We start from the raw sequence: 5,478 nt of genomic DNA, 5'->3' as shown, positions 1-5,478 counted from the left end.
TTGGGGATGATGTTGTGCATACAAAGCCCAGTAGCGCTCCGTTTGGTCATCGGGCAGCAGCACCCACTGCTGAAAATATTCATCAGCCGCAAATTCTTCTTCCGTAAAGTTGCTGTAATATGCGTTATCCCCTTTCATTACCGGGTTAAGAGAAGATATAAGGAATTGAGATACTCAAACCCGTTAACATATTTTTTACATACATTAACACTTCTTTAGGAAGAATAGTGTTACACTCAATAATTTTAAAGGTAAGACGTATAAGCAAAAAACCTGCAAGTAGCCTTGCAGGTTTTAAATCTCCGGGCGGTTTTATTTTATTGCAATAACCACATTTTTGAAAATTGATTATCTAAGGGAGGTGATAGCGTAGCTACACCTGCATTATAAGCATCCACATTTTGTCCAAGCTCTGCCCCGGGGTAAATGAAACGTAAGGGGAAAGGATAGGTAGTTAATAAGCCATTATTAAAAATATTTGGCAATTGCGTTCTGCGTATATCCAGGTATGCTTCTGAAGCCACCATAAACAAAGCCAGCCATTTCTGATCAGCTATTTTTACCAGTTTCCCGTTATTGTCTCCTGGTAAAGCAATAATCGCCTGGGCAAGGTAAGGATTAATTTTGCTGTCGGGTATGCCCCACCGTTCCATACTTAAGGAAATACCGTTCCGGTAATAAGCATCTGCATCCCCGGAAATCAAACCTTTCACAGCAGCTTCTGCAAGAATAAACTGTACCTCATCGCTGTTCATAATAGTAGCCCTGAGCAAAGGATGTGCATTTTGCCTGAATAACTGAGAAAACCTGGATACTTTAAAGTTGCCGAAAATACCACCATTTGCAATATCGTAATGACCATTGCCATTTAAAAAATCACCGTACATACCTGCAATGAAACCAATATATAGTTTATTGGAATCAAGGAGGTTTGCAGATTGTGCGGCAATATCCGGATTGCTTCTGTTTATATATTCCCAGGTAGATTCATCGGTAAACCCGTTTGCATCAGTGGTTGAAATTTTAACGCCATTCAGGGCCGGGTTACTTGTCCATGGCTTTTCAACCGGCGCTAACCAGATAGGAAGGCGTGGATCATTCAAACTATTTAATTTATCTGCCAGGGTTTTAGCAGGTCTTCTTCTGTCAAACTCCGAATAGTCCCAATTTAACTTTCCTCCTTTCCAGGAGTTGTCTTTTGTGGTTCCAACAAAAGGTATAGCCGCGTTATCATCATTACCAGTAAATATGGGCGTTTCTGCCGGGTTACCCACAATAGCCGTCATTTTCGCACCCACGTCACCTATTTTTTTTGAAGCTCTCATTAATAAGCGCAGCTTTAAAGAATTGGCAAACTTTTGCCATTTTATCTTATCACCGGCATACATCAGATCGTAAGTAGGGGATATATCTTCGGTTCCCTGTTTGATAAGGGTATTCGCTTCATCAAGTTCTGCCAGCAATCCGGTATAAATGTCCTCCTGCTTATCATATTTTGGATAGAGTATCCCTTCCCTTCCTTTAAGGGCTTCTGAATAATAAATATCCCCGTAAAAGTCAGTCATGAATGAAAATAGCAATGATCTGAATATTTTAAAAATCCCTTTATACGCCAGGGAGCCTCTTTTGTCAGCCAATCCTATAGCGCCATCTACCAGTTTAAGAATATTCATAGCTGCATACAAATCATCGGTAGGGTATTTAAAATTCTGGTAATAATTATCTCCTCCCTGGAAGTTTCTTTCCATATACTGTACGGCACCGGGAAGCCTGCTGTTATCATATCCCATACCCTGGTAAAATAATGTGGTTTGTTTTATTACTGATGACAGGAGGAAGGGATCATTCACATCTTCTACCGCATTTAATTGCTGCTGGGCATCGTAACTCCGCAATGCATCCTTGCTGCAGGAAGCAAAGCACGATAGCAGTACCAACGCTCCTAATTTCTTTATAAATGATTTCATATTTTTTTATTAAAAGTGAGATTATTAAAAACCAACTGAAAGTTTGAAACCATACGAACGTATGCTTGGCAATGTGGCCCTTAACACACCCTGGTCTGTGCCTACGCCCTGGAATGCAGATTCGGGGTCTTCGTTACGTCCGGATTTATTCCATTGAAATACATTCCTTCCAATTAAGGATAGTGTTATGCCCTGGATTTTATATTTACTGAGTAATGCATTCGGCAATGTATAGGCAAGAGAAATTTCCCTCAACTTAAAATTTGTGGCGTCATACGTACGGGTGGAAGTAAAGTTCCAGATTACATCCCCATAGCTGTTGGTAGGTATCTGGTAAAATGTATTATTGGGATCAGCGCCATTAACAATATAATCAGCATCGGAAGCATTTGCAGGATCTCCTGTATAATCAGGATTCAGGAAAACACCTTTGGCATAACTGGCATCCTGCAAAGTGTAGGACGCCTGCCCGTCATTATTATTATTGATAGCTTCATACTGGCTTGCGCCCTGTGCAGGCCAGGGATGACCACCCTGGGATGCATCCCTTCCGCCACTCCACCAGGGATTATCCGGCCCTGAACTTATGGTGGTTTGCGTCATACCGTCTGATTCCATGTATTTTTGATTTACCGAAACATATTTGCCACCATAGCGTAAACTGCCTACTAAACTCAATGAAAATTGTTTATACCTTAAAGTAGTGTTCATGCCTAAAATAAAATCAGGATTAAAATTTCCTAATCTTCCACGGTCTCTTTCATCGCCAGAACTTTGAAACTCACCACCGGAGCCATCTAATAAAGGCATTCCTTTATACTTTCCTGATTTAATTCTCAATACAGGTTCTGCTTCATACATGTTTCCTATTTCTTCACCAACCGCTATCCGTACTTTTTCATTTCTGCCATAATCAGCAAAAACATATCCGTTAGGAGCAAATTTGTCTGAGAGACGTGTAATAACCGCCTTGTATTTTGTGAAACTGGCTGAAAGATCCCAGCTAAAGTTTTTTGTTTTAAACGGCGTTATTCCCAAACCCATTTCGAATCCTTTATTCCGTACATCTCCGATGTTTGTTAATATGCCGGAATATCCCGTTCCCTGAACTGTAGGAATATTATCAATCTGATCTTTTTGTTTTTTTACGAAGTAAGTAAAGTCAAAATGTAAACGGTTATTAAACATTCCCAGGTCGAAACCGCCTTCAGTAGTAACGGAGTGTTGTGGTTTAATATCCCTATCCACAAGGCTCGCGTTAATGCTTACCGTTTTGGCAGCTCCCCAGTCACTGGCATCAAAACGATAGGTATCAATACTTCTTCTCCGTAATAATCCATTGCCCACATCCGCCTTAGCGATACGGAATTTTAAAAGATTAATAGTCTCGGGAAGTTTGAAGGTTTCAGAAGCTACCCAGCTCAAAGAGGCAGAAGGATAAAAATAGTTGATCTTCTCTTCCGGTAATACACCATTCCAGTCATTACGTCCTGTTACATCTAAGAAAAGCTGGTTGTTGTATCCGATAGTTGCAGTACCATATACACTGTAGCTTTGTCCTGTTCCCCAGGGTGCATATGGATTGCTATTGGTTAATGTGCCGGGTGCGGCATTATTTAATGTAAATAATGCAGGAGCTGAGAGCCGGCCGGCAGTCATTTCCATGGAGTTATTATTGGAATAAGCATAGTTGGCACCTCCAGAAGCGCCTAATGAAAATTTACCAAAATTATTATTGTAGGTCAGTATCGCATCAGAATTGATAAGCGATGTATTATTATTTCCTGATGCAAATTTTCCCTGGTTATCGGGATCACTCCAGGACATTCTTTGTTCATAATATTCTTTTACATTTTCCATACCCGTTCTCAGGAGAAAAGAGAAATTCCTGGAAAGCTTCCAGTCCAGTTGAATTTTTCCAAAGAAATTATCCCTTGTAAAGCGATGCACATTTTCATAAGCCCACCAATAAGGGTTTCCCAGGTTTACACCTGCCTGGTCGGGTGCATCGGGGCGGTTGTCATTCATAATAGCCCCATTCTGCCTGATACCTTCAAACCCTTTGAGCCAGTAATCGTGCATTTCGGAAAGTGGCTGTAGGCTGGTAGGCCATGCATACAGTAATGTATTTAAAACCGCATCATCTCCGCCTCCCTGTATCCTGGCTTTATTGGGAGCATAGGTGTTGATGTAACTGGTACTTACCGAAATTTTTACATTATCAGTGAGCCGGTATTCTGAATTAAATGATATTGATTTCTGGTTTGTCTTTGTATTGGGCATCACACCTTTATTGTCCATGTTAGACAAGGAGAGGCGGAAAGATCCTTTGTCATAATTGCCCTGAACACTAATATTATTGGTAGTCGTACGTCCTCTTTGCAAATAAGCTTTCACCGGGTTTTCGCCGCTTGAAAACATGGCTTTATTCTCCCATTGCTGTGTTTTTACATTCCAGTAATCTGAAGTTGTAGTTCCATCCAGTTTGGGTCCCCAGGTATCCGTTCCATCCAGCGCCCAGGTATCAGCTCTTGGTCCGGGTCCGTATTCTGTTTGAACCGGAAAAAACTGGAAAGGCATGTCCCAGACATTTGAAAGATTATACGTAACGCCAATGCCTTTTCTGCCACCTTTGCCCGATTTTGTAGTAATCATTATTACGCCGTTGCCACCTTCTTTGCCGTATAGGGCACCTGCGCTACCACCTTTCAAAATGGTGATGTTATCAATATCTTCAGGGTTTAATTGCGAAAGTATATTTCCAAAATCAACATTATCTTTAGTAGTAACTGTTTGCGTACCTACCGGTATGCCATCAATTACATACAAAGGCTGCCCTTTTAAAGCAACATTTCTGTCGGCCAGGGTAGGCAATGCCGTAGTACCTCTTATATTTACCAGTACAGAAGAGGTAGGGTCGCTGCTTACATTGGTAAAATTTACCCCACTCACTTTCCCGTCTAATGATTTCATCAGGTTGATGTTGCCGGCTTTAACCAGGTCTTCTGATTTCACTTCACCCACTGAATAACCAAGTGTTTTTTTATTTCTTGTAATACCCAACGCCGTTACCACCACGCCTTCCAGTTCTTTTGAAACCGGTGTTAAAGCGGCGTTTACCTGCGAACGTCCGCTCAGCGCTATTTCCATAGTATTATAACCAACATAAGTAAATACCAGCACGGCTGAAGCATTAGCAACGTTTATTGAAAAGTTGCCGTTATTGTCGGTTATCGTAGCGTTTGATGTACCTTTTTCAGCTACTGTTACACCGCTTAATGCGCCATTTTCATCTGTTACCTTACCTCTTACTGCAAAGTCTGCAAACTCGGCAGCAGTGGTGATCACCGCAGCGGGAATGGCGAAATTCTGTTCGGTTCTTTTTTGTTTAGCCTGTTTGATGACATACACATCTTTAATTTTTTCAAATCTCAAACCGGCAGCAGAAAGCACTTTATTCAGTGCAACATCGGGATTGCTTTGTTGGGAAGCATCCAGCGCGTCATAATCC

The 5,478-nt window shown here is 41.3% G+C and carries 2 protein-coding genes; both read right to left on the bottom strand.

Annotated features, from left to right (window positions below; translation table 11 throughout):
* Nucleotides 1–317: 317 nt before the first annotated feature.
* Nucleotides 318–1,967: a SusD/RagB family nutrient-binding outer membrane lipoprotein gene (locus tag VL121_RS21345; RefSeq protein WP_325408645.1), complete on the bottom strand. Its 1,650-nt coding sequence runs from the start codon at nucleotides 1,965–1,967 to the stop codon at nucleotides 318–320.
* 24 nt (nucleotides 1,968–1,991) lie between these two features.
* Nucleotides 1,992–5,478, bottom strand: a 3,487-nt coding sequence (locus tag VL121_RS21340; protein ID WP_325408644.1) for a SusC/RagA family TonB-linked outer membrane protein, incomplete at its 5' end; no start/stop codon positions are given.

It is taken from the genome of Agriterribacter sp., from assembly GCF_035497235.1.
Lineage (GTDB): Bacteria > Bacteroidota > Bacteroidia > Chitinophagales > Chitinophagaceae > Agriterribacter.
The sequence above is the reverse complement of the archived record's forward strand: the minus strand, read 5'-3'. Positions and strand labels throughout refer to the sequence as shown.